The 22,229-nt window shown below is 72.2% G+C and carries 20 protein-coding genes; 14 read left to right on the top strand and 6 right to left on the bottom strand.

The features are described from left to right. Positions 1–10 precede the first annotated feature (10 nt). The gene (locus tag QSK36_RS04930; protein ID WP_285781488.1) at positions 11–1,567 is read right to left on the bottom strand and encodes a succinic semialdehyde dehydrogenase; all 1,557 of its coding nucleotides are present in this window, start codon (positions 1,565–1,567) and stop codon (positions 11–13) included. Positions 1,568–1,675: 108 nt separating this feature from the next. On the opposite strand from QSK36_RS04930, the gene QSK36_RS04925 reads away from it, so the two are divergent. Then, a complete protein-coding gene (locus QSK36_RS04925) occupies positions 1,676–3,643 on the top strand; it encodes a beta-propeller domain-containing protein (RefSeq protein WP_285781487.1) in 1,968 nt (655 codons plus the stop codon). On the opposite strand, the gene QSK36_RS04920 is transcribed toward QSK36_RS04925, so the two are convergent. After that, the gene (locus QSK36_RS04920) at positions 3,636–5,396 is read right to left on the bottom strand and encodes a glycerol-3-phosphate dehydrogenase/oxidase (protein WP_285781486.1); all 1,761 of its coding nucleotides are present in this window, start codon (positions 5,394–5,396) and stop codon (positions 3,636–3,638) included. The genes QSK36_RS04925 and QSK36_RS04920 overlap by 8 nt on opposite strands. 436 nt (positions 5,397–5,832) lie before the next feature. On the opposite strand from QSK36_RS04920, the gene QSK36_RS04915 reads away from it, so the two are divergent. Further along, positions 5,833–6,993, top strand: a complete 1,161-nt coding sequence (locus tag QSK36_RS04915; RefSeq protein WP_285781485.1) for a sensor histidine kinase — start codon at positions 5,833–5,835, stop codon at positions 6,991–6,993. After that, positions 6,986–7,630 carry a response regulator transcription factor gene (locus QSK36_RS04910; RefSeq protein WP_183534341.1) on the top strand — a complete coding sequence of 215 codons (645 nt, stop codon included), beginning with the start codon at positions 6,986–6,988 and terminating at the stop codon, positions 7,628–7,630. Before QSK36_RS04915 ends, QSK36_RS04910 begins: the two co-directional genes overlap by 8 nt. A gap of 1 nt (position 7,631) precedes the next feature. Here QSK36_RS04910 and QSK36_RS04905 read toward each other — a convergent pair whose 3' ends face one another. Together QSK36_RS04905 and QSK36_RS04900 are read right to left on the bottom strand one after the other, a co-directional pair. Beyond that, positions 7,632–8,372, bottom strand: a complete 741-nt coding sequence (locus QSK36_RS04905) for an ABC transporter permease (protein ID WP_139573603.1) — start codon at positions 8,370–8,372, stop codon at positions 7,632–7,634. Next, the gene (locus QSK36_RS04900) at positions 8,369–9,241 is read right to left on the bottom strand and encodes an ABC transporter ATP-binding protein (RefSeq protein ID WP_285781484.1); all 873 of its coding nucleotides are present in this window, start codon (positions 9,239–9,241) and stop codon (positions 8,369–8,371) included. Before QSK36_RS04900 ends, QSK36_RS04905 begins: the two co-directional genes overlap by 4 nt. Positions 9,242–9,571: 330 nt before the next feature. Between QSK36_RS04900 and QSK36_RS04895 the strand changes: the two genes are divergently transcribed. From QSK36_RS04895 to QSK36_RS04850, 10 genes are all read left to right on the top strand, one after another. Continuing rightward, entirely contained in the window at positions 9,572–9,733 is a 162-nt protein-coding gene (locus tag QSK36_RS04895) for a hypothetical protein (protein ID WP_157099475.1), read from the top strand. Between the two features lie 160 nt (positions 9,734–9,893). Beyond that, complete coding sequence (locus tag QSK36_RS04890) at positions 9,894–10,409, top strand: VOC family protein (RefSeq protein WP_183534337.1); 516 nt, start codon at positions 9,894–9,896, stop codon at positions 10,407–10,409. A 2-nt stretch (positions 10,410–10,411) separates the two neighbouring features. Beyond that, a complete protein-coding gene (locus QSK36_RS04885) occupies positions 10,412–11,329 on the top strand; it encodes a SagB/ThcOx family dehydrogenase (protein ID WP_139573606.1) in 918 nt (305 codons plus the stop codon). After that, positions 11,326–12,561: a coproporphyrinogen-III oxidase family protein gene (locus tag QSK36_RS04880; RefSeq protein WP_285781483.1), complete on the top strand. Its 1,236-nt coding sequence runs from the start codon at positions 11,326–11,328 to the stop codon at positions 12,559–12,561. The genes QSK36_RS04885 and QSK36_RS04880 overlap by 4 nt, the downstream gene beginning before the upstream one ends. Before the next feature lie 32 nt (positions 12,562–12,593). Then, positions 12,594–13,631 carry a TOMM precursor leader peptide-binding protein gene (locus QSK36_RS04875; RefSeq protein WP_285781482.1) on the top strand — a complete coding sequence of 346 codons (1,038 nt, stop codon included), beginning with the start codon at positions 12,594–12,596 and terminating at the stop codon, positions 13,629–13,631. Beyond that, positions 13,624–15,039, top strand: a complete 1,416-nt coding sequence (locus tag QSK36_RS04870) for a YcaO-like family protein (protein WP_285781481.1) — start codon at positions 13,624–13,626, stop codon at positions 15,037–15,039. The genes QSK36_RS04875 and QSK36_RS04870 overlap by 8 nt, the downstream gene beginning before the upstream one ends. Beyond that, a complete protein-coding gene (locus QSK36_RS04865) occupies positions 15,017–15,853 on the top strand; it encodes a CPBP family glutamic-type intramembrane protease (RefSeq protein WP_285781480.1) in 837 nt (278 codons plus the stop codon). The genes QSK36_RS04870 and QSK36_RS04865 overlap by 23 nt, the downstream gene beginning before the upstream one ends. Then, positions 15,850–16,713, top strand: a complete 864-nt coding sequence (locus QSK36_RS04860) for a CPBP family intramembrane glutamic endopeptidase (RefSeq protein WP_285781479.1) — start codon at positions 15,850–15,852, stop codon at positions 16,711–16,713. The genes QSK36_RS04865 and QSK36_RS04860 overlap by 4 nt, the downstream gene beginning before the upstream one ends. A 37-nt stretch (positions 16,714–16,750) precedes the next feature. Beyond that, positions 16,751–17,800, top strand: coding sequence for an LLM class flavin-dependent oxidoreductase (locus QSK36_RS04855; protein WP_139573612.1), 1,050 nt, complete (start codon positions 16,751–16,753; stop codon positions 17,798–17,800). A gap of 8 nt (positions 17,801–17,808) precedes the next feature. Then, positions 17,809–18,846 (top strand): alpha/beta hydrolase, encoded by a 1,038-nt coding sequence (locus QSK36_RS04850; RefSeq protein WP_285781478.1) that lies wholly within the window; start codon positions 17,809–17,811, stop codon positions 18,844–18,846. Positions 18,847–18,848: 2 nt separating this feature from the next. On the opposite strand, the gene QSK36_RS04845 is transcribed toward QSK36_RS04850, so the two are convergent. Beyond that, entirely contained in the window at positions 18,849–19,577 is a 729-nt protein-coding gene (locus QSK36_RS04845) for a class I SAM-dependent methyltransferase (RefSeq protein ID WP_285781477.1), read from the bottom strand. 316 nt (positions 19,578–19,893) lie between these two features. Between QSK36_RS04845 and nagA the strand changes: the two genes are divergently transcribed. Beyond that, positions 19,894–21,039 (top strand): N-acetylglucosamine-6-phosphate deacetylase, encoded by a 1,146-nt coding sequence (gene nagA, locus QSK36_RS04840; RefSeq protein ID WP_285781476.1) that lies wholly within the window; start codon positions 19,894–19,896, stop codon positions 21,037–21,039. A 58-nt stretch (positions 21,040–21,097) separates the two neighbouring features. Here nagA and QSK36_RS04835 read toward each other — a convergent pair whose 3' ends face one another. Then, positions 21,098–22,216 (bottom strand): GuaB3 family IMP dehydrogenase-related protein, encoded by a 1,119-nt coding sequence (locus QSK36_RS04835; RefSeq protein WP_183534319.1) that lies wholly within the window; start codon positions 22,214–22,216, stop codon positions 21,098–21,100. Between the last annotated feature and the right edge of the window lie 13 nt (positions 22,217–22,229).

Below are 22,229 nucleotides of genomic sequence, written 5' to 3'. Positions count from 1 at the left end.
CCCGCCTTTCTTACTTGAGGTGCAGCCGCTTCATCGTCTTGAGCAGCCCCGCGAGCGTGTCGGCGTACTTGTCGTAGGTCATGCCGAGGATCGGCTCGAAGCCCAGCCACGTGGCCTGGCTGGCCACCGTCTGGACCTCCGTGTACTTCAGCAGGCCCTCGGTCCCGTGGCGGCGGCCGAGCCCGGACGACTTCATCCCGCCCATCGGAGCGTCGTAGGAGGCGTACGCCGAGCCGTACCCCTCGTTGATGTTGACGGTGCCCGCCTTGACCAGGGCGGCGAGGCGGCGGCCCCGCGCGACGTCCCTGGTCCAGATCGAGGCGTTCAGCCCGTACGCGGTGTCGTTGGCCGCGTGGACCGCCTCGTCCTCGTCTCTGAAGCGGTAGAGCGACACGACCGGCCCGAACGTCTCGTCCCTGCAGACGGCCATGTCCTCGCCGACGCCGTCGAGGACGGTCGGCTCGTAGAAGAACGGGCCGAGGTCGGGGCGGGCCCTACCGCCCGTCAGCACCGTGGCGCCCTTGGCGACGGCGTCCTCTACGTGCGCAGAGACCCCGTCGAGCTGCCTCTGGGACGTGAGCGAGCCCATCTGCACGTCCCAGTCGAGACCGGGGCCGATCCTCATGTTCTCCACCGCCCGGACGAACTTGTCGCGGAAGGCGCCGGCGATCGCCTCGTGCACGTAGAGGCGCTCGATCGAGATGCACAGCTGGCCCGCGTTGGTGAAGCAGGCCCGGATCGCGCCCTGGGCGGCCACGTCGAGGTCGGCGTCGTCGAGCACGATCATCGGGTTCTTGCCGCCGAGCTCGAGGGAGCAGCCGATGAGCCGCTTGGCCGCCTCCTCGGCGATTTTGCGCCCGCCGCGCGTCGAGCCGGTGAACGCGACGTAGTCGGCGCCGTCGATCAGCGGGTCGCCGACGTCCTCCGGATCGCCGAGCACGACCTGCCAGATGTCGCGCGGCATGCCCAGCTCGGCCAGCAGGTCGATCGTCCACAGCGTGGACAGCGGGGTCTGGGTGTCCGGCTTGTGCACGACCGCGTTGCCCGCGATCAGCGCGGGGACCACGTCGGTGACGCCGAGGGCCAGCGGGTAGTTCCATGGGCTGATCACCGCGACCACGCCCTTGGGGTGGCGCAGCTCGGCCGTACGGGTGGCGATCGGGAAGATGCCCTGCCTGCGCTGCGGCTCCAGCAGCACGGGCGCCCGCCGCGCGTAGTACAGCGTGCAGCCCGCCACGTCCGCCACTTCCTCGTACGCGTGGCGCCGCGCCTTGCCGGTCTCCCACTGCACGATGTCGAGCAGCTCCTGGCGGCGGTCGAGCATCGCGTCGTGGAGCCGCAGGAAGGGCGTGATCCGTTCCCGGACCGGCAGCGCCGCCCAGGCCTCCTGCGCCGCCCTCGCCCTGGCGTACGCCGCGCGGACGTCCGCGGGGGTGGAGATCGGGACCTCGGCCAGGACCTCGCCGGTGAACGGCGCGACGATCTCCCTCGTCTTGCCCTCGGAGGAGACGTGCGTGAGGATCCGGTCGACCATGGCCGCGTCGAGCGTCCGATTCATGGCACCCATGGCGGAAGAATATTCCGGAGCCCCGCTCGTGGCTACCGGTAAGTAATGCCGGAGCCCCAATCGGCCGCGGCCGTCGAACCGGGACGGGAGGTGATCCGTCTTGGGGGCATGAGGACATCGATTCGTACGGCGGGCATTCTCGCCGCGCTGCTGGCCACGGGGGCCACGGGCTGCGCGGGTGGCCGTACGGCACAGGACTTCCCGCCCCCTCACACGGACCTGACCGGCACCGATCTGACTGGCAAGGTGCGGCTCGTCGCCTACGCCGGCTGCGACGAGATGACGGAGGGGCTGCGGCAGGCGGCCGCGCGGAACGTGACCCCATGGGGCTTCGGGGACGCCATGCTCTACGCGGCCCGCTCCGACGTCGCCACAGCCAAGCAGGCGACGCCCGAGCAGCAGTCGTACTCGACCACGAACACGCACGAGGCGGGCGTGGACGAGCCCGACCTGGTCAAGACCGACGGCGACCGGGTGATCACGGTCACCAGGGGCGTGCTCCGCGTCGTGGACGCGAAGACCCGGAAGGTCACCGGGACGCTGCGGCTCGTCGCCGAGGACCAGTCGTGGGCTCAGGCCGACCTGCTGGTCCACGGCGACCGCGCGCTCGTGCTGTTCCAGGGCGGCGGGATCGTCCCGTTCGGGGCGATGGCCAAGCGCCTGCCGGGTCCGAGCGGCCCGAGGTACGTGCTCGTGGACCTGTCCGGCGAGCCGCGCGTCCTCGGCGCGATGACCGTGCACGGGCAGCACATCGACGCCCGGCAGGTCGGCTCCACGGTGCGGCTCGTCGTCCGGTCCCAGCCGGAGATCGCCTTCCCGACGCCGAAGCAGGACGAATCGGAGAAGGAGCTGCTCGAAGGCAACCGTAAGGCCGTGCTGTCCGCCCCCGCCGACGCGTGGCTGCCGTCGTACGACGTCGAGTCCGGCGGCGCGAGCCGCACCGAGCGGGTCGGCTGCGACCAGGTCAGCCACCCCGACCAGTTCACCGGCACCTCGATGCTGACGATCCACACGATCGACCTGGCCGCCGCCACGCCGTTCGGCTCGCTCACGCCGATCGCGGTCGCGGCCGACGGCGACACCGTGTACGGAACGGCGGGCAGCCTCTACGTCACCAGCAATCCCCGCTGGTGGGCGGCTCGCCCGATCGACGTGGTGCCGGTGCCCGACTCGTCGGCCGCCGCGCCCACGGCCACCCCGGCGGTGCCGCCCGAGCGCACGGAGGTGCACCGCTTCGACGTCTCCGCCCCCGGCGCCCCGCGCTACGTCACGTCGGGCTCTGTGCCGGGACGGCTGCTGAACCAGTACTCCCTGTCGGAGTACGACGGTCACCTGCGGGTGGCGACGACCAGCGGCGCCGAGGTGTTCGACGCGAGCCCGGGCACGAGTGAGAGCGGCGTCTATGTGCTCGACGCCGGCACGCTCGCCCAGACCGGCTCGGTCACGGGCCTCGGCAAGGGCGAACGGATCTACTCGGTGCGGTTCATGGACGGCCTCGGCTACGTGGTGACGTTCCGCCAGACCGACCCCCTTTACACGCTGGACCTGCGGGATCCGGCCGCGCCGAAGGTCACCGGCGAGCTGAAGATCACCGGTTTCTCCGCCTATCTCCACCCGGCGGGCGAGGGGCGGCTCATCGGCATCGGCCAGGAGGCGAGCGAGGCGGGCCGCGCGCTCGGCACGCAGATCTCGCTGTTCGACGTCGGCGACCCCGCCGCGCCCGCGGTGCTGTCGCGGTTCCACCAGAAGGAGTCCGGCTCGGAGGCCGAGTGGGACCCGCACGCCTTCCTCTACTGGCCCGCCACCGGGCTGGCCGTGCTCCCGCTCCAGAACTGGGCCGAGGGCGGGATCGCGGGCAGCGCGGCGCTCGCGCTGCGCGTCGGCGACCGCGAGATCACCAAGCTGGGCGTCGTGACCCACCCGCGGCCGTCGGCGAAGAGCGACTTCGCCCCCGCCGACCAGGGCATCCGCCGTTCCCTCGTCATCGGCGACGACCTGTGGACCGTCTCCGACACCGGCCTCAAGGTCAGCGACGCCTCCACGCTGGCCGACCGTGCGTGGATCCCTTTCAGCTGATGTTCCCCGGCGCCTTCGCGAGGTCACGCGGGGGCGCGACGGGGACGATCTCCGGCGCGCCGAGGCGGATGGCGTCGGCCTCCTGGTCGGTGTCCTGCTCCTGGGAGGCCCGCTCCGCCTCGACCCGCTTGGTGTAGTACTCGACCTCGCGCTTGACCTGATCGGCGTCCCAGCCGAGCGGGCCGGCCATGAGCTCGGCGGCCTCCTGGGCGACCGCAGTGCCCCGGTGGAAGGTCTCGATCGAGATGCGGGTGCGCCGCGTCAGCGTGTCGTTGAGGTGCCCGGCGCCCTCGTGCGTCGCCGCGTACACGATCTCCGCGCGCAGGTAGTCGTCCGCGCCGTCGAGAGGCCGGCCGAGCGAGGGGTCCTTCTCGATGAGCGCCAGCACCTCGTCGATCAGCGAGCCGTACCGCTCCAGCAGGTGCTCGATCCTCGCCACGTGCAGCCCGGAGGAGCGCGCCATGCGGTGGCGGGAGTTCCACAGGGCCTGGTAGCCCTCCGCGCCGGCGAGCGGCACCTGGTCGGTGCAGGACGGCGGCACGCGCTGGTCGAGGCCGTGCGCGACCGCGTCCACGGCGTCGGCCGCCATGACCCGATACGTCGTGAACTTCCCGCCGGCCACCATGACCAGCCCCGGCACGGGGTGGGTGACGACGTGCTCGCGCGAGAGTTTGGAGGTCTCCTCTGACTCCCCGGCCAGCAGCGGCCGCAGCCCGGCGTACACGCCCTCGACGTCGTCCCTGGTCAGCGGCACCGAGAGCACCGAGTTGACCCGGTCGAGCAGGTAGTCGATGTCCGCCCGCGAGGCCGCGGGGTGGGCCTTGTCGAGGTTCCAGCGGGTGTCGGTGGTCCCGATGATCCAGTGCCGACCCCAGGGGATGACGAACAGCACCGACTTCTCGGTGCGCATGATGAGCCCGCTGAGCGAGTGGATGCGGTCGCGCGGCACCACGAGGTGGATGCCCTTTGACGCCCGCACGTGGATCTGCCCCCGGCCGCCGACGAGCTGCTGGATGTCGTCGGTCCACACGCCGGTCGCGTTGACGACCTGGCGGGCCCGCACGTCCAGCTCGGCGCCGGTCTCCAGGTCGCACACGCGCACCCCGGTGACCCGCTCCCCCTCGCGCAGGAAGCCGACCGCCTGCACCCGGGAGGCGACGTGCGCGCCGTACGTCGCGGCGGTGCGCAGCGTGGTCATCACGAAGCGGGCGTCGTCGACCTGGGCGTCCCAGTACTGCACGGCGCCGGTGAAGGCCGACCTGCGCAGCGAGGGGACGACCCGCAGCGCCTGGCGGCGGGTCAGGTGGCGGTGCCCCGGCACGCCCCGGGCGAGGCCGAAGGACAGCCCGAGCGTGTCGTAGAGCGCGAGCCCCGCCCCGATGTACGGCCGCTCCCAGCCCGCGTGCGTGAGCGGGAACAGGAACGGCACCGGCCTGACCAGGTGCGGCGCGATCCGCTTGAGCAGCAGCGACCGCTCCCGCAGGGCCTCCCTGACGAGGTCGAAGTTGAGCTGCTCCAGATAACGCAGCCCGCCGTGGATCAGCTTGGACGACCGGGACGACGTGCCGGAGGCGAAGTCGCGCGCCTCGACCAGGCCCACCGAGAGCCCGCGGGTCGCGGCGTCGAGCGCGACGCCGGCGCCGACCACGCCGCCGCCGATCACGACCACGTCGAGTTCCTGCGCCTCCATCCGCGCCAGGGCGGCGGTACGTTCTTCCGGGCCGAGTTTCGCCGTCCCCATCCTCGCCGTCATATGGCTCCTTCTGTACCGCTTTCGCCTCTTCCGAGTAAATCTACCCGTGAGTAGTTACCCGCGAATCCATCTTTTCCGTCGCCTTTCCCAAGGATCTCCGTAATAGTCGGTGAACACTCCGGGGCAGCCCCTCGCCGTACGGCGGCGAGGCGCGCGCCGCCACACGGTGCGTGCCCGCACCGGGACGGTGTGTGATCACAGCAGGTGGGTCCGGCACGCGGGTGATTGCGCGAAAACGGCCGGTTGACACGCTTTCCGACATGTAATCAACTCGTGTCGCGGGGTCCGGGTCAGCGCGCGCGGCGAAAGCGGTAATAGCGCTCGGCGAGAAGTGCCGAATCGCCTTCACCAAGCAGTGGCGACGCGTGACGGGTGGTGGCGGGTGTTGTCGAGGTCGGAGCCACGTGAACGCGGGAAGAAATTCCAGGGAAATCCGGTGGCTTTCTCCACCGGGCATCGTGAGCGAGACGGCGACCGGCGTACGGCGGCGGAGCGCTCCCGAACCGGCGCCGCGCCCTCGGCTGCCCTCTACCGGGGCATACGCCTGTTCACGATCGCATTTCTGTTGCTCGTGCTCACGTTGCCGCCCGAATTTCTGCGGGACCGGCCCGGGCCGTGGAAGTGCGCGGTCGCGGGGTGCGGGCTCGCCGTCTTCATGGCTTCCTACACCCGGGTGGTGTGCCGCTCGATACCGCGTTCGGAACGGCTCCACACGCCCTGGGCGCTATTGGGCGTGGTCGTCAGCGGACTCGCCCTCCTGGCGGTTCTGCCGGAGAGCTGGATTTATTATCTGCCGTTCTATGTCCTCACCTGCCTCGTCATCACTCAGGGCCCCTGGCTCGGGCTGGTGTCCGCCGGCGGCTTCGTTCTCGTCATGGTGTGCGCCGGGCTCCTGCGGGGGCTCGCCCCGATGCGGCTCGCCATCCTGGTGACCCAGCTCGCGGTCTTCGCCGTGACGTTGAGCGGCATCCACCAGGTCATCGAGTTCGCCATCACCCGCTGGGAGACCCAGAAGGCGTCCGAGCGGCTGGCCGGCGAGCGCGAGCGCCGCAGGCTGTCCCGGGACCTGCACGATCTGGTCGGCCGCGACCTGGTCGCCCTCATCATGCGGGCCGAGGTCGCGGCGCAGCACGACCCCGAGACCTCGACGGGCGAGGAGCTGCGCCGCATCGCGGCGCTGGCGCGCACCGCTCTGAACAACACTCTGGCGGTGGTCGAGGAGATGCGCTCCCCGGACATCGTGACGGAGCTGGAGGAGGCCAGGGAGCTCCTGGGCTGGGCGGGGATCGACCTCGCCGTCTTCGGCCGTCCGGTGAGGGCGCACCAGAGGGCGCCGTTCGCCTGGTTCCTGCGCGAAGCCGTCACCAACGTCGCCAAGCACAGCGGCGCCCGGACGTGCCGGGTGATCTTCGGCGCCGGCCGGCTGACGGTCGAGGACGACGGACGGCCGAAGGAGCCCCTGGTGCCGGGCGCGGGCCTCACCGGACTGCGGGAACGGCTGGAGCAGGCCGGTGCGGAACTGGTCGTCTCGCGGTCCAGGGAGGGCGGCGTACGCGTGACAGCGAGATTCGTCGAAGGGGGACGCCCGCATGACTGAACCGCCACTGGACGTGCTGATCGCCGAGGACCAGGACCTCGTCAGGGAGGCCCTGGGGCTCCTGCTCTCGGCGTACGCGGGATTGCGGGTGGTCGGCGCGGCGGGCGGGGTCGAGGAGGCGCTGACGCTGGCCGCCGAGACGCGCCCGCACATCGCGCTGGTCGACCTGCACCTGCCGTCGGACGGCGCGGCCGGCCAGGAGGACGTCCCGAACGGCGTGGAGGTGGTCGCGGGGCTGCGCAGACGCTCTCCCGCCACCAGGTGCCTGATCCTCTCGGCGTTCCGCGAGCCGGGCGCCCTGCGCGCCGCGCTCGCCGCGGGCGCCTGCGGCTACCTCGTCAAGGACACCTCCACCGCCCGGCTGGTCGCCGCTATCAGGCGGGTGGCGGTCGGCGAGCTCGTCATCGACGACCGCCTCGCCGCCCGCATCGCCCTGGCCAAACCGTGCCCGCTCACTCCGCAGGAGGTCGCGGTGCTCCGCCACGCCCAGGACGTCCTCACGGTCGCCGACATCGCGAGGGCCATGCGCCTCAGCACCGGCACCGTGCGGAACTACATCACCCGGGCCATCCACAAGACCGGCGCGCGCAACCGCCACGAGGCCGTACGCATCGCCGCCGCCAACGACTGGCTCTGAGTCAGCCGGCAGGGCTGAGGGCCTCGGGGCGCAGCCGGGCCAGGGCCACCACGAGCGCCAGCGCGGTCCAGCAGGCCAGCACCAGCAGCGGCGTGGCAACCTCTCCGGATCCCCGCTCCGCGGTGATCGCCAGGTGATAGAGCGCACTGGTGGGCAGGTAGTCGCTGACCTGCCTGACCGTCTGCGGGAACGCCGACGTGGGGAACCACAGCCCGCCCAGGATCGCCATCGGGAAGAAGACGCCGAGGCAGGCGAACTGGGTCGCCTCTCCGGCGACCAGCAGCCCGATCGCCACCCCGAACACCGCGAAGCAGACGCTGCCGCCCCAGGAGGCGGCGAGCACCAGCGCCCAGCGGTCCGGCGGCATCCGCACCTGGTTGAGCAGGGCGCCCAGGATGAAGATCGCCGCGAGGGCGGGAAGCACGAGCAACCAGGCGCCCACGAGCTTGCCCAGCACGTACCGCCGTGGGGACAGCGGGGTGAGCGTGAGCTGACGGGCCCACCCGCTGCCGCGTTCCTCGCCCAGCCGGATTCCGCCGCCGGTCAGCGCGGCGTAGAACGCGCCGGAGACCGCCAGGGCGATCATGTAGGTCGCCGCGAACCCCGGTGCGGAGGTCCAGCCCGACACGGTGAAGAGCTTCGTGAACATGACGTAGAAGCCGGCCGAGAACAGCACGGAGAAGACCAGGAAGTAGCCGCTGCGGACCATGCTGACCACGTCGAGCCTGATGTAGTGGGTCATGGCAGTCCCGTCTCCTTCGCCAGGGCCATGAGGACGTCCTCGAGGGAGCCCCGGATGATCTCCAGATCCCGCACCCCTCGCCGTGAGGCGCCGTACAGGGCGTCGAGTGTGGCGTCCTGGTCGGAGGTGACCAGCTCCCAGCGGTCCCCCGGGTCGCCCTTCACCCGCAGCACCCCCGGCAGCCGGGCGAGCTCCTCCTCCCGCGCCTCCGGATCGGTGAACCGCAGGGTGACGTCGCTCACCCGGGACATGATCTGCCTGGCCGGGCCGTCGGCCACGATCTGCCCGCCCTGCAGCACGACGATCCGGTTCGCGTACGCCTCCGCCTCCTCCATGTAGTGCGTGGCGAAGACGATCGTCCGGCCGCGCCCGGCCCGTTCCAGGATGTCCTCCCAGAACGCGTGGCGGGCCGCCACGTCGAGCGCGGCGGTGGGCTCGTCGAGGAAGAGCAGCCGCGGGTCTCCGGCGATGGCCAGGGCGAACTTGACCCGCTGACGCTGACCGCCGGAGAGCCTGCTCACCCGGCGCGTCCCCAGGTCCGCCAGCCCGGCCTCGCGCAGGATCTCCCCGGTCAGAGCGGCCCTGCCGTACTGCGCCGCGACGAGGCCGACGACCTCGCGGACGGTCACATGGCGCATCAACCCGGTGTCCTGCAGCATCGCCCCCACCAGCCCGCGCGCGACGGCGTCCTGCGGGCGCATGCCGAACAGGTCGGCCCGGCCGGTCCCCGGGGTCAGCAGCCCCAGCATGACGTGGGTGAGCGTGCTCTTGCCCGCACCGTTCGGTCCCAGCAGCGCGACGACCTCTCCGGCGGATATCCCCAGGGTCACGCCGGCCAGCGCCCGCACCGCTCCGTAGCTGAAGGTCACGTCCCTGATGCTCACGTGCCGGGTTTCAGGCGTCATCGCTGTCGCGGCCTCCCGAAAACGGGTTCGTCGGGGCGAAGTCCACTGACGCACGCTACGACGCCGGCGCGTATTCCGGGAGAACTTTTTCCGCACTGTTTTCTGGTGAGTTTTGTCACCATCGTCCCGCGCGGATTCTCATCATTGACACCGCATTCTCGCGTGTGATGATCGGTGAGTCCGATCCGGAGAAAAGGACCTTTTGCTGGATCGGAGCGCGGCGCCCGGGCTCGCATGAATCCGCGTCTTCGATCTCCCGGGTCTCCGTCATGCCGAGAGGGGGTGAACTACGGCATGAAGCTCGAGAGCACCGCCACGGTCGACCACCGGAGCATGACCGCTCAGCCGCTCGGCGCCGGTTTGACCGGCGCCGGGTTCGGCGTCGTCGTCCCGGGCGCCTCGTCCTGCTGCGCTGGCTGCACGTCCAGCTCCTGCGGCACGATCGCGCGTCCGTAGCGACAAGCGGGGCCCGGCGGCTCACGCCCCGGGCCCCGCCCTCCCGAAATTCACGGAGAATTCACGGAGAAATCCCGAGGAAAACGCGGTGACAGCCATGGAAGCAAAGCGGGAAATAGACGTTTCCGCCATTCCCAAGCCCGTTCTCATCAACGTTCCGGTGGACGACGTGGCGCGCGGTGTGGAGTTCTACCAGGCGCTGCTCGGAATGCCGCTCGCACGATCCCTCTCGTACGAGATCTCCTATCACGCCCCGGTGTCCAGCGACGGCATCCTGCTCACGGTCGACAAGCGCAGGTTTCCCGGCGAGGCGATAACGGTCTATTTCCACGTGGCCGACCTCGACGCCGTGCTCAAGACCATCGCGGAGGCCGGCGGCGAGGTGACGGCGGGCCCGTACGACCTGCCGCTGCCCAAGCAGATCAAGCCGGAGTTCCAGGAGCAGTTCCGGGACAGCCCGTTCTACCGGGGGGACGCCGGCGACTCCATGGGGCGGGGCGCCAGCGTGACCGACGCCGACGGCAACAGGTTCGGGCTCGTGGAGTTCAGCGAGTGGGCGCACGCGACCTTCCGGCTGGGCGAGTACGCCACTCCGGTCACCGCCGAGCAGCTCGTCGACCAGTCGATCGCCCTGAACCGGAAGGTCCCCCCGCCCAGCGAGATCTTCCAGGAGTGAGCGTGGAGCACACCGATCCCCAACTGGCCGAGGCGAGCGCAGGGGTCAGCGCCTACCGGCTGCTCAGCCCGGACCTGCAGACGGTCGGCCTGCGCACGCACCAGGCCCGCTACGACAACCTCGGCGAGGCGCGCTTCCCCCGGCCCGCCGAGGACTTCATCGTCGCCAGCCGGTTCGCGCCCTGGGACCGGGAGGCCCAGCTCTCGGGCGCGGACTACTTCGGGGACGTGATGGCGACCGCGCTGTCGGTGATCGACCACGAGTCGGCGCCCGAGGCGGACGTCGTCGAGCTGCCCGCACCGCTGGAGGTGCCGATCGCGCTGGACGAGGCCGTCGCCCGGCGGCGGAGCGTGCGCAGGTACACCGGTGACCCCGTGGCCCTCGCCGAGCTCGGCACGATGATCCGGTTCGGCGGCGGGATCACCGGGGAGGCCGACGGCGAGCTGATGCGCGGCGGCACCGCCACCTATCGGTTCCGCGCGGTGCCGAGCGGCGGCGGCCTCTATCCCGTGGAGATCCACCTCGCCGCGCTCGACGTGCCGGAGCTGCCCGTCGGCACCTATCGCTACAGCCCGGTCGAGGACGTGCTCGTCCGCACCGGGGACCGGGCGACCGCGGACCGGCTGCGCGACTCGTTCGCGATTCCCGGCGGGATCATCTCCGTCGAGAGCGCGGCCGCGGTCGTCCTCCTCGTCGCCCGGCCCTGGCGGTCCATGCGCAAGTACGGCCCGCGGGGCATGCGCTTCGTCCTGCACGAGTGCGGCGGCATCGCGCAGAACATGCACCTCACCGCGACCGGGTTCGGCCTGGGCACCACCGACTGCTCCAGCTACGTCGACGACCTGACCAACGAGGCGCTCGGGCTGGACGGCGTGCTGTCCTTCGTCGCGCACACGATCTTCGTCGGATGGCCGGGATGAGCGACGCCCGGCCGCTGCTGATCTACGTGCACATCCCGTTCTGCAGCTCGAAGTGCCACTTCTGCGACTGGGTCACCGAGATCCCCACCGCCGAGCTGCTGCTGCGCCCCGCCGACACGCCCAGGCGGGCGTACATCGACGCGATCTGCCGGGAGATCAGGGAACGCGGGGCGGACCTGACCGGCCGCGGCTACCGCCCCGCCATCATGTACTGGGGCGGCGGCACGGCGAGCATCCTGGCCGAGCACGAGATCGCGCGGATCGGGGCCGCGCTGCACGAGGTGTTCGACCTGTCCGGCGGGATGGACGAGGCGACCATCGAGTGCAGTCCGGAGAGCCTCACCCCGGAGAAGCTGGCGGCGTTCCGCGACGTGGGCTTCCGGCGCTGGAGCAGCGGTGTCCAGTCCTTCGACGAACGGCGGCTGCGCACACTGGGCCGCAGCCACGACGCGGCCCAGGCGCGGCGCGCCGTCGAACTGGCGGCCGAGGCGGGCTTCGACGACCGCTCGATCGACCTGATCTGCGGGCTGCCGGGCGAGAGCGTGGAGGAGGCCGCCGACTCCGTACGGGCCGCCCTCGACCTGCCGGTCACCCACGTCGCCCTCTACCCGTACCGGCCCGCGCACGGCACGGTGCTGCGCCGGCAGGTGACCCGGGGCACCACGGAGATCCTGCGTTCCGAGCAGAAGGCGGCCTACGGGCGGGCCGCCGCGCTGCTCGTGGACGCCGGGTTCCCCGAGTACGCGATGAGTCACTTCGGTCACCGGCGCTGCCTCAGCGACCTGGCCTACTTCCAGCTTCGCATGGACTGGGCCGGCTTCGGCTCCGGCGCCACCTCGCTGATCGGCGGGGAGTACCTCGCGCACCGGCGCGGCTTCCTGTCCGCCTACAACCGGGACCCGCTGCACTTCGACGAGCGCTACCCCGCCGCCTCGCCTGCCATCGCGGCCCGGCTGCTCTACCAGTCGCTGACCACCTTCGAGGGCGCCTCGCGCGACCTGTGGCGGGAGCGCACGGGAACCGATCTGGACGAGGTACTGGCGCTCGGGCCCTGCCGTCACCTGCTCGGCTTCCTGGAACGGGTGGCCGAGGTGCGCTCCGACGCCGACGGCGTGCGGCTGCGCCGCGACCAGATCGCGGACGCCTTCATCGACCTGCAGTTCGCGGGGATCGCGGCGGGCGGGGGGCACGGGTCGCCCGAGCTCCCCCGGACGGCCGCGTTGCTGGGCTGACGGCACGGACCCTGAGAGAGGAATGTCCCCGAATGACACCGCCGATGCACCAGAGCAAGAACGTCAGGATCAAACCGTCCTTCAGCATCGTGGCCCACGACGCCGACACCGTCGAACTGCGCCACGGCGTCTGGAACGTGCGCTCCTACACCCTGACCGACCATGCCAGGACCGGCCGGCTGTACGGCCTGCTCCGCGGCCTCGACGGCACCGCCAGCAGGGCCGACGTGGCGAAGGCCAACGGGGTGACCCGGGCCGAGGTCGAGGCCCTCGTGGACCATCTCGACCAGCTCGGCGTGATCGCACGGGCGCCGGAGACCGCGCTGGACAGCTATCTGGAGAGCACCGGCGCCTACACCACGGAGGCTCCCGTCCCGCCGGTGGTCGTCCTGGGTGGCTACGCGCTTGCGGCGGCGACGGCCCGGGTGCTGGACGGCAGCCTGCCGGGCGGCGTGGAGGTGGCGGGCGAGGACGACCCGCTGCACCGCGCCCTGCTGGAGGCCGATCCGGTCGCGCTGGAGGACGGGCTGACCTTCGAGCGGTTCACCGAGCGGTTCGAGCCGTGGCGCGGCAAGGTGCTGGTCCACGTCGCCGAGGAGCCGCACCCGCTGCGCCTCAGCGTGCTCAACCGGATCGCGCTGGCGCTGCGCACGCCGTGGATCCAGGCGGCCGTCGACGGCCCGATGCTGCTGATCGGCCCCGCGTTCTCCCCGCCGGCCTCGGCCTGCTTCGCCTGCTTCGAGACCCGGGTGCTGATGAACCTGCGGGAGTCGGCCGCCTACCAGCGGTACAAGGACGCCCTCGTCCGGCGGTCGATACGGGCCGGCGAGCCGCCCACCCTCGACGCGCTGCGCGCTCTGGTCGCCGGGCACGTCGGGCTGGAGGCGCTCAACCTGGCGCTGACCGGGACCACCACCACGCTCGGCAAGGTCCTGGGCATCTACGTGCCGACGATGGAGATCGCGTACTCCGAGGTGCTGCGGCTGCCCGGCTGCCGGGCCTGCGGGCCGGTGCCCGAGCGGGAGGCGACCGAGCTGTACTTCGACGTGCGGCGGTGGATCGATGCCTGACGTGACGACCCCATCGGTGACGGCCCCGCCTGACGCGATGGCCCCGCGTGACGTGATGGCGCCGCGTGACGTGATGGCCCCGCGTGTCGTGGAGGCCCCCGACCAGTTCACCGCGCGGCTGCGGGCCCGGATGCACTCCCCGCTGTGCGGCCTGATGCCGTCCATGGGCTTCCTGCAGCGGCAGCGGGGCGGCCCGCGGCTGATGGTGGCGGGAGGCGAGCTCACCGGCGTGCACGTGCTGCGCGGCCTGCCCGCGCCGAAGCTCGGCGCCTACCACATCGGCGGCTACGGCCTGCGCCCCTTCGAGTCGCACATCAGGACGCTCGGCGAGGTGGTGGAGCGGTACGGCGGCTACATCGCCCCGGTGAGCGGGCGGTTCCCGATCCGCTACGCGACGGCCGAGGAGCTGACCGCGGCAGGAGAGCACTGGGACGCCGGTCCCGCCGAGCCGTACGGCGTGGAGCAGTACGGCCGTCCCGGATTCCCGTTCCGGCCCCGGCGGGACGGCGACGTGCTCGGCTGGGTGCGGGCCACCCGGCTGGACGACGGCCGCGACTGCTGGGTCCCGGCCCAGTTGCTGCTCGTCGGCTACGTCGTCCAGGACACGAGGGGCGAGCCCTGGCTCGCGCCCGCGGTGTCCACCGGCACCGCCGCGCACACCGACCCCGACCGCGCCGCGCTCAACGCTCTTGAGGAGATGGTGCAGATCGACGCGGCGCTCAGCCACTGGTACGGCGGCAGCCGGTCGACGCGGGTCCGGCCGGGGGCCAGGACCGCAGCGCTGCAACGGGTCATCGGCGGCTCCTTCGACGTGCGGGGCGACCAGCCGGAGTTCCACCTGCTCCCCAGCGCCGACCTGCCCGGGTTCACCGTCGCCTGCCTGATCCGCAGCGCGGACGGCCGCCTGCCCGCCGTGGCCGTCGGTCTCGGCATCGACGGCGTGCTCGAACGGGCCATGTACCGGGCGCTGCTCGAGGCGGCGGGTGTCCGGGGCCTGGCGGTCTGGTCCGCGCTGCAGCAGCGGTTCGAGCAGGGCTCCGCCGTGCGGGAGGACATCTTCGACCTCGAATCCAACGTCTCCCTCGCCGCCACCCCCGAGGGGGCGCGGGTGGTCGAGGAGAGGTTCGGCGACTGCGACGACGCGTCGGCCGACGACCTGCCGCCCGACGACGAACGGCCGGCCGGGGCCCGTGCGCGCGACCTCGTGCGGGCCTTCCACGCCACCGGCAAGCGCCTCTACGCGGCCGACTTCACCACCGTGGACGTCGCCGACCTCGGGTTCGTCGTCGCCCGCTTCTGGTGCCCCGACCTCGTGACCCTGCCGCTGCCCAGCGCCCCGCCCGCGGCGCACGCGCGGTTCGCCGCGTACGGAGGATTCCGCCGCCATGACCCCCACCCCTATCCCTGACGCCCCTCTCACCGACACCAGGGCGTATGCGCTGACCGCGCTGGCCCTGCTGTCCCTGTCGTGCCTGACGCTCGCGGCCCACCTGCACACCCGGTGGGCATGGGTACGGCGGCTGCCGCTCCTCGGCGTGCATGTGCTGCTCATGGGCGCGCTGGTGGCCGCGGGGGCGATGCTGCTCGGCCCCGGCTCGGCGCTGCTGCCGGTGCCCGGGCACCCGGCCGGATGGTGGGGGCTGCCGGCGGGCGCCGTGCTCGGGGCGGTGCTCGGCCTGCTGATCGTCCGGGTCGACCTGGCGATCACCGCGGCCTGGCGTACGGCACGCTCCGCTCCGGCCCGGCCGGCGCCGCAGCGGATGACGGCGGCGCGCCCGGCGGGGTTCGCCGCGTCGGGGACCCGGGTGTCCGAGCGCCGCCGCACCGGCCTGGTGCGCGCCCGCAACGACTACGCGCCGACGGGCGGCGACCTGCGGGTCCGGCTCGAACTGCTGGTCGCCGTGGCCGTCGGGGAGGAACTGGTCTTCCGCGGCCTGCTGACCCGGCTCGCCCTGCTGCTCCCCGACGTACGGCTCGAGGCCGGCGCGCTGGTCCTGGCCGCGGCGGTGTTCGCCTGCTCCCACGTCTTCTTCGGCTGGGTTCAGGTGCTCGCCAAGACCCCGCTCGCGGCGGCGGCGTGCGCGGCGACGCTGCTCACCGGCAACGTGCTGGCGGCGGTCGTCGCCCACGTCGTGTTCAACGTGTGGGTCTGGCGCTACCGGCGAAGCGAGCCGGTGGCACGGCGGACCCCGGCCCGGGGCATGTGGGGGGCGCCCGCATGAACGACCTGCCCTGGCCGCTGAAGGCGCTCGTTCTGACGGTGTTCGTCGTCCTGTACTACAAGTACGCCAAGAGCGCGCTGTTCGCGCTGTGCCGCCGGGCCGCCCACCTGCTGCCGTTCGGCCGCCGCTGGGACGCCAGCGAGCGTGGCAGCGTCCTCGAACTGGCGGCGGCCGGCGCGAGCCACGTGCTCGTCGTCGCCGTCCTCGTCCTCGTCACCGGGATCGACCTCACCCGGTTCGCCGCCGGCTTCGACCGGCCCGGCCTCATCGCGCTCGGCGCGGCGATCGGCGTCGGAGAGGTGGCGCTCGGGTCGCTGCTGTGCCGCGTGCTCATCGAGGGCGTGCAGGCGGCGGGCCGGCGCCGCGTCGGTTCCGTGGCGGGCGGGGCGCGGGGCGGGGCGCGAAGCGGGGCGCGGGGCGAGATGAGGGGCGCGCGGACCGCGCCCGCGACCGCCGGTGGCACCATGGACGGCGCGGTGGAGAGCGGGGAGCGCATGCGGCAGTGGCTCGGCCTGTCGCGCGGCGGCTGGATCAGGCACCACCTCAAGACGATGGAGGTGGTCTCCCTCCCCCTCGCGCTGGCGCTCACCGCCACGCAGGTCGGCAGCGAGGAGGTCGTCTTCCGCGGGCTGGTGCTGTCGTGGCTGCGCGAGGCCGGGCCGGTCCTCGCGATCGGGATCTCCTGCCTGCTCTTCACCGTCATGCAGGTCTTCCTGATGTCCTCCTGGCGCGCCGCGATGTTCCCGGTGGTCGGCGCGATCGTGATGGGCGTCACGCACAGCGTCCTGTTCTGGCACTTCCCGGTGCTGATCCCCCTCGTGGTGGCGCACGTCACCTTCTTCCTGTTCGCCGTGGCCTGACCGATCGCCGTGACCTGACTTGGAGAAAGGACCGCACATGTTCCACGGCCTGTCCCTGCTGCCCGACTGCGCGCCCGCGACCAAGGCGCCCGACGACTACTTCCGCGACGTGCTGCTGCTGAGCCGCCTCGCCGACCAGGGCGGCATGAGCCACGTGAAGATGACCGAGCACTACCTCGGCGCCTACGGCGGCTACTGCCCGAGCCCGCTGGCGTTCCTGTCCGCGGTGGCCGCGGCCACCACGCGGATCCGGCTGATGACCGGCTGCGTGCTGCCGGTCTTCCACCACCCCGTACGGCTCGCCTCCGAGGCGGCGATGGTCGACGCGATCAGCGGGGGACGGCTCGACGTCGGCTTCGCCCGCGCCTACCTGCCCCAGGAGTTCGAGGTGTTCCAGGTGCCGATGGACGGCAGCAGGGAGCGCTTCACCGCGACGGTGGAGACCGTGCTGCGGCTGTGGACCGAGGAACGGGTCAGCGTGGACACGCCGTTCTTCCGGTTCGAGAACGTGACGATCCTGCCCCGGCCGGTGCAACGCCCCCACCCGCCGGTGTGGGTCGCGGCGGTGCGCTCCCGCTCCAGCTTCGCCTGGATCGGCGAGAGCGGCCACAACCTGCTCGTCACTCCCGCGCTCACGCCGCTCGCCGAGATGAGCGATCACATCGCCGTCTACCGCGAGGCGTACGCCGAGGCGGGGCACCCGGGCTCCCCCCAGGTGGTGGCGAGCCTCCCCCTGTACGTCGGTGACAGCGACGAGGAGGCGTGGCGGACCGCCGACCCGCTGCTGCGGGCCTACCTCGATGTATGGGCGTCGGCCACCGAGTCCTGGTTGTCGGCCGCGTCGGCCGACTACACCGGCTACACGGGCATGAGCCGGGCCATCCGGGCGCTCGACCCCGCGACGTTCCGGACCATGGGCAGCGCCGTCGTCGGCGCCCCCGCCACCGTCGCCGAGCGCGTCGAGGAGATCGCCGAGGTGCTGGGCGTCGACGGGTTCCTGTGGCAGATGGACTTCGGCGCCGTGCCCGGGCAGGTCGCCGTGGCGAGTCTCGAACGGTTCCTGGACAAGGTGCTCCCGAGCCTCTAGGGGTTGTGATGACCAAGAACGTGATCGTGCGCGCCCTGCTGGCAGGGGCGGTGCTGCTGCTCCTCACCGGCCTGCCCGCGCGGCCCGCCGCGGCCTCGGCCGCCGGATGCCGTCTGGTGTCCGTGCCGGTCACCCTGGCCGCCCAGAAGACGACGCTCCGGGGGACGCTGTGCCGCCCGTCCGGACAGGCCCCGGCCGCCCTGCAACTGCTGCTCGCCGGCGCCACCTTCGACCAGGCGTACTGGCTCACCCCGGCCGACGCGCACACCCCCCCGTACGTCCGCTACATGACCGACGCCGGATACGCCGTGCTCGCCCTCGACCGGCCGGGCAGCGGCCTCAGCGACCGCCCGCCCGCGCAGGACGTCACGCTGAGCACGGAGGTCGAGGCGATTCACGAGGTGGTGGGCCTGCTGCGGGCGGGGAAGGTCGACGGCCACGCCTACGGCCGGGTGGTAGGCGTGGGCCACTCGTTCGGCTCCAGCGTCCTGGTGACCGACGCGGCCCGGCACGGCGACCTCGACGCGGTGGTGGCGAGCGGCTTCGTCCACTCGGTCGGGCCCAAGCTGGACGCGCTCAACCAGGCCATCGTGCCCGCCGCGGACGACCCGGTCCTCGGGCCGAGGCGTCCGCCGTCGGGATATCTGACGACCCAGCAGGGCAGCAGGGCCGGGCTGTTCCTCGACACGGCGGACGCCTCGCCGGCGATGCCCGCGGTCCTGGAGCTGACCAAGGCGACGATGACGAGCGGCGAGCAGGCGACGCTCGCGGAGGCAGGCGATCCCGCGATCTCCGGCGCCGTCCGCGTCCCGGTCCTCGTCGCGGTGGGGCAGCACGACGACCTGTTCTGCAACGGGCCATACCTGCAGTGCACCGACGCCGCCGCCGTCAAGACCTGGGAGAGCTGGTTCTATCCGGCCGAGGCCCGGCTGGAGACCTTCGTGCTCGCCGGGGCAGGGCACGCGCTCAACCTGCACCGCAACACCGGGGACTTCTTCGCCGCCGTACGCGGCTGGCTGGACGGGCTGTCGCCTGCCGGCCCCTGATCTCAGGGACGCCTGCAGGCGACCATCGACGTACGGGCGTGCGGCCCGCCGTACCAGAACCTCCAGCCGAGGTCGTAGACCTCGACGTCGGCGGCGCCGCACTCCGTGAGCACCTCGGCGTATCGGCGGGCGTTGCGGAAGTCGGCGATCCGCAGCAGGCCGCCCGGTTTGAGCACGCGGAAGGCCTCGCGCACCGCCTCCGCGCGGCCCTCCTCCTGGGGGATGTTGTGGATCGCGAGGCTGGAGACGACCAGGTCGAACGTGGCGTCGTCGAACGGGAGGTCGCGCATGTCGCCGGTGACCAGGTCGACCCTGTCGGCGACCCCCTCCGCACGCGCGTTGGCCATGGTGGCGTCCTGGCTGTTGCCCGACTGGTCCTTGGCCGACCACAGGTCGATGCCGGTGGCCCTGCCGGACGACAGCCGCGCCGCGGCCTTGAGCAGCACCAGGCCGCGGCCGCAGCCCAGGTCGAGGACCTGCTCGCCCCCCTTCAACCCGAGCCGGTCGAGTTCGGCGTCCCAGACCTCGAACTTGCCGCGAAGGGTGGTGTGCGCGAACAGCGCCGCGCCCACGACCAGCACGATCCCGCCCACGAGGAGCACGACGGCCGGGATCGGCCAGCCGATCCCGAAGAGCACGGCGGCGAGTGCCAGCTCGGCGATGCCGCCCAGGGTCAGTCCGGCCAGCACGCCGGGGGCGTCCACCCCATAGTTCGCACGCGGATTAACCACCGTTAGTTCTTACCTCTGACTTACCTGTCATGTACAGGGTTTCTCGGGGGAATGATCCGGGTTTCCCCGATCGATGCCCCTTGACGTGCGCGGGAGTGCCGCGACATGCCGTCCCCCTGGGTGCGTGACGTGCTCTTTCCGGTTCTCCTCATGAGGGTGCTATAGCTTTTCGACCGTTATTCACGTCCATTGAGGACTTATCGATCCAATGGGCGCTTTCTGCTGCGATGACCGTCCCATCGGCGCACACCCGCGTACGGCGGGAGCCGCCGGACCCGGAGCGGCGGACACGCGCCGGACGCGGGAGGATGGCGGCATGAGCGTGACTCTCTCCGATGCCCGCGTCGTCACTCCCGACGGCGTCCACGACGGCTGGCTCACCATCGAGGACGGCAGGATCACCCACATCGGGCGCGGGCAGGCCCCGCGCGACGGGCTCGGCCTGGGCGGGCGCACCGTCGTCCCCGGCTTCGTCGATATCCACAGCCACGGCGGCGCCGGCGGGAGCTTCCCCGACGGCGATCCGGAGACCGCCGCCGCGGCTGCGGCCCTTCATCTGAGCCGGGGCTCGACCACCCTCGTGGCCAGCCTGGTCACCGCCGCGCCCGACACGCTCGCGCGGGCCGCCTCGGTGCTCGCCGACCTGTGCGAGCAGGGCCTGCTCGCCGGCATCCACTTCGAGGGGCCCTACATCGCCAGGTCGCGCTGCGGCGCGCACGAGCCCACGCTGCTGCGCGAGCCCGACGTGGCGGAGTTCCGGGCGCTGGTCAAGGCCGGGCGGGGCAACGTCCGGATGCTGACGATCGCGCCCGAGCTGCCGAACGCGCTCGACGTGATCAGGGACGCCGCCGCCGAGGGCGTCGTCGCCGCGCTCGGCCACAGCGACGCGACCTACGAGCAGACGATCGAGGGGATCGACGCCGGCGCGACGGTGGCCACCCACCTCTACAACGCGATGCCGCCGCTCGGCCACCGCGCACCCGGACCGATCGCCGCCCTGCTCCAGGACGAGCGGGTGACCGTCGAGCTGATCAACGACGGCGTCCACGTCCACCCGGCGATGCTGCGCCTGGCCATGCACGCCGCGGGCGCGGGCCGTACGGCGCTGATCACCGACGCGATGGCGGCGGCGGGCATGGGCGACGGGCGTTACCCGCTCGGCCCGATGAGCGTCGACGTCGTGGACGGGGTGGCCCGCCTCGCCTCCGACACCCCCGGAGGAGGCTCGATCGCCGGCAGCACGCTCACGATGGACGTGGCCTTCCGCCGAACCGTACGGGAGGTCGGGCGCTCACTGGTGGACGCCGCGCTGATGGCCTCGCTCACCCCTGCCCGCGTCCTCGGACTGGACGGCGAGATCGGCTCGATCACGGTCGGCAAGTACGCCGATCTCGTGGTGCTCGACGACGACCTGCGCGTCGGCGGCGTGATGAAGCGCGGCGCCTGGGTCCGCCACCCCTGACCGATCTCAGGAAAGCCGAAGGCCGGGCCCGCCGGGCCCGGCCTTCCCTGGCAGTGGCTCAGCGCTGCGGCGGGGCGACGACCACCTCGACGCGCTGGAACTCCTTGAGGTCGGAGTAGCCCGCGGTGGCCATCGTGCGGCGCAGCGCGCCGAGCAGGTTCATCGAGCCGTCGGCCAGCGACGACGGGCCGTGCAGGATCTCCCGCAGCGTGCCGATCGTGCCGAACTCGACCCGCTTGCCGCGCGGCAGCTCGGGGTGGTGGGCCTCCGATCCCCAGTGGAATCCGCGGCCGGGGGCCTCGGTGGCCCGCGCCAGCGGCGAGCCCACCATGACGGCGTCGGCGCCGCAGGCGATCGCCTTGGCGATGTCGCCGGAGCCGCCCATGCCGCCGTCGGCGATGACGTGGACGTAGCGGCCGCCCGACTCGTCCATGTAGTCGCGGCGGGCCGCGGCCACGTCGGAGATCGCGGTGGCCATCGGCACGACCACGCCCAGCACGTTGCGGGTGGTGTGCGAGGCGCCGCCGCCGAAACCGACCAGCACGCCGGCCGCGCCGGTCCGCATGAGGTGCAGCGCCGCCGTGTACGTCGCACAACCGCCCACGATCACCGGGACGTCGAGCTCGTAGATGAACTGCTTGAGGTTGAGCGGCTCGGCCCGGCCGGAGACGTGCTCGGCGGAGACCGTGGTGCCGCGGATCACGAAGATGTCCACGCCCGCGTCGATCACGGCCTTGTGGTGCTGCACGGTGCGCTGCGGCGACAGCCGTACGGCGGTCGTGACACCGGCCGCGCGGATCTCCTCGATGCGCCGGCCGATCAGCTCGTCCTTGATCGGCGCGGTGTAGATCTCCTGCAGCCGCGCGGTCGCGGCGGCCCGGTCGAGGGTGGCGACCTCCTCCAGGAGCGGCGCCGGGTCCTCGTAGCGGGTCCACAGCCCTTCGAGGTCGAGCACGCCGAGGCCGCCGAGGCGCCCGATCTCGATGGCCGTCTGCGGTGACACGACGCTGTCCATCGGGCTCGCCACGAGCGGAGAGTCGAACCGGTAGGCGTCGATCTGCCAGGAGATCGACACCTCCTCCGGGTCGCGGGTGCGCCGGGAGGGCACGATGCCGATCTCGTCCAGCGCGTAGGCACGCCGCCCGCTCTTGCCGCGCCCGATCTCCACCTGTGTCATATCGCCTGTTCTT

Origin of the sequence: Microbispora sp. NBRC 16548 (assembly GCF_030268985.1) — a bacterium.
Classification (GTDB): domain Bacteria; phylum Actinomycetota; class Actinomycetes; order Streptosporangiales; family Streptosporangiaceae; genus Microbispora; species Microbispora catharanthi.
The sequence above is the reverse complement of the archived record's forward strand: the minus strand, read 5'-3'. Positions and strand labels throughout refer to the sequence as shown.